This window comes from Microcoleus sp. MON2_D5, assembly GCF_036701905.1.
GTDB lineage: Bacteria > Cyanobacteriota > Cyanobacteriia > Cyanobacteriales > Microcoleaceae > Microcoleus.
Genome location: NZ_JAUBRM010000215.1, coordinates 1 through 2329, shown reverse-complemented (window position 1 = coordinate 2329; position 2329 = coordinate 1). Strand labels below are relative to the sequence as shown.

1 protein-coding gene and 1 pseudogene are annotated in these 2329 nt (G+C 45.1%); both read left to right on the top strand.

Annotated elements, in window-relative coordinates; genetic code table 11:
• Positions 1–306, top strand: a pseudogene (locus QUA47_RS30725) (hypothetical protein); the annotation flags it as partial.
• Positions 307–897: 591 nt separating this feature from the next.
• Positions 898–2283 (top strand): histidine kinase dimerization/phospho-acceptor domain-containing protein, encoded by a 1386-nt coding sequence (locus tag QUA47_RS30720; protein ID WP_333433612.1) that lies wholly within the window; start codon positions 898–900, stop codon positions 2281–2283.
• Positions 2284–2329 lie beyond the last annotated feature (46 nt).

Here is a 2329-nt window from a genome sequence, read left to right as displayed (position 1 = left end):
CTGTTTTTTTTAGCAATTGAATTCACCTCTATTCCAGATACACACAATAGAGTTATTTTGTCAATGCGTAAGTCCTACGTTGATAGAGGTCGCGCACCCTCTGCATCAGATGTTGAAAAAGGATTGCTAATTGCCATTCAAAAAGGCTACACGGCAGCCAACGACCCAGTAGTCTACAGCGTGCGACAATTTTTAGCTCTAGTAAGAAACCACAATCTATCGGTGACTGATGCTGCAGCACGAGCCGGAGTAGACTTGTCTGTGATTATCGAACTAGCCAAAATAGTTTTTGAAGAATCAAACTAGCGCTCACACAAACCTACTCATATCTAACTCATGTTAGGCAGAGTTAGGCAAGTGCATTCGTTCCGGGGTCAAGCACAGAGCGGGATAAACGGCGAGCCATCAATTTAAAATCTCAAATCTCAAATTGTTCCAATTACCCATTACCCATTACCAGTCAAGAGCGGTTTTAAGCACGCAACTTGGGTTAGTTGAGATGGCAATCATCTCCTTAATACTGCCCGCGCTGAGTCAGGTGGGAACCAGTTGTTTTCCTAACCGCTCGCTCTGAGAATTTATGGCTTTTGACTGATTCAGATTCGTTTGAAACTGCGCTACTAATAGGGATTAGTCAAGCAGCATAACGAGAGTGAGCGGGGATGGTGACCCAGAAGAGGAGAACTCTTCTACGGATGGTGTTACTCCCCTCTGAAGAAGAACGTTTTTTTCCTCATTCTCCACTCCTTTGTTCAACCAATGTTCCGCCCAAAAAGCTCTGTTCAAAAAAAGTCTGCCCTCCCGCTGCGCGTTGTGCTTACAGTCCCCAACGCTCTTTTGATTTCAATCTTACTAGCTCTAACGGGGTGGCTTTCTTTTCAAACAGGGCGACAGACAATGAATGACGTAGTTGCACACCTATTGGGAGAAGCAACGAGTCGCATCTGGGACCGCCTTGACAACTACTTAACAGAAGGGGTTGGGAAAGGAGAAGGGACTTACAATCAAATTCCAACTGGTTCGGTAAACCAACTTTCCCCAAGTCAAACAGCCGGAGTCACAATCAAACCAAATGGGGAAAGAAATGAGTCAGACTCTCCAAAAACAATATTGCCTCAACAAAAAACAAATCCTGCTTTTCCCACCCCAACCTCAACATTCAACTTGAACGATTTCCTCATTAGCCCTAACTGTCAAGCCTTTATCTTAGACCGTTCGGGACGTTTAGTGGCTCGGAACGAGGTAACTGAACCAAAACCGTCTCTTTCTGTTGACGGACTGCAGCGAGAAAGCACCCAAGCTCTGCAACAAAAAGTAATCCAGCTTTCAACAGAGTATTTGCTTAAACATTATGGCAGCCTCGCTGCTATTAACAACAGCCAAAATCTTAACTTTACTGCCAACAACTCACTATACTTGCTACAAGTCAGACCTTTTAAAAACCCGAAAGGCTTAAATTGGGTGATTGTGGCAGTTGTACCCGAAACCGACTTCACCCAAAAAGTTCAGGCCAACACCCGCAACACTATTTTGCTCGTCCTAGTGGCTTTGGTTCTTTCTATCTGCCTTTTGCTGTCCATTTCCCTAAGAATAGAACAGCGGCTGCTGCGGTTAATTTCGGCAACAGAGGCGATAGCTGGTGGCGACTTCGACTCAACAGTTTCAGGTAGCGGTATTGCCGAACTCGAAGCCCTAGCCTGTGCTTTCGAGCGCATGAATTGCCAGTTAAAAGCATCTCGCCAGCGGTTAGAAGAATATTCTGGCGATTTAAAGCGGCAAGTTGCACAGAAAACAAAGGAACTAAAACAAGCTAAAATTGCCGCCGAAAGTGCGAATCGCGCTAAAAGTACCTTTCTGGCCAATATGAGCCACGAATTGAGAACGCCTCTGAATGCGATTATCGGCTTTGCCCAACTCCTTGTCAACTCTAAAAAAACTGCACCGGAACAGCAGTCGAGTTTAGATATTATCAATCGCAGTGGCGAGCATTTGTTGAAACTAATCAACGATATTTTGTCGCTGTCCAAAATTGAAGCAGGTCAAATCACCCTCGAAGAAACTGCTGTTGACTTGTACAGTTTGCTCTCGGACATAGAACGGATGTTCCAACTCAAAGCTCAGTCGTCGGGATTGCAACTTGTTTTTGAACTCCGGAAAGATGTACCGCAATACGTCCGAACTGATGAAAGCAAGCTGCGCCAAGTTTTGATTAATCTGTTGGGTAATGCTGTTAAATTTACTGAGGCGGGTAGCTGGGGGGGTGACAAGATGGCTAAGAGCTAGACTGAATCTGACTTATAGCTCTCATCCCCTGTTGGTAAAAGTAGCG

Excerpts from the sequence above, each read along its gene's own strand:
- QUA47_RS30720 (WP_333433612.1), top strand. The coding sequence starts at position 898 with ATGAATGACGTAGTTGCACACCTATTGGGAGAAGCAACGAGTCGCATC.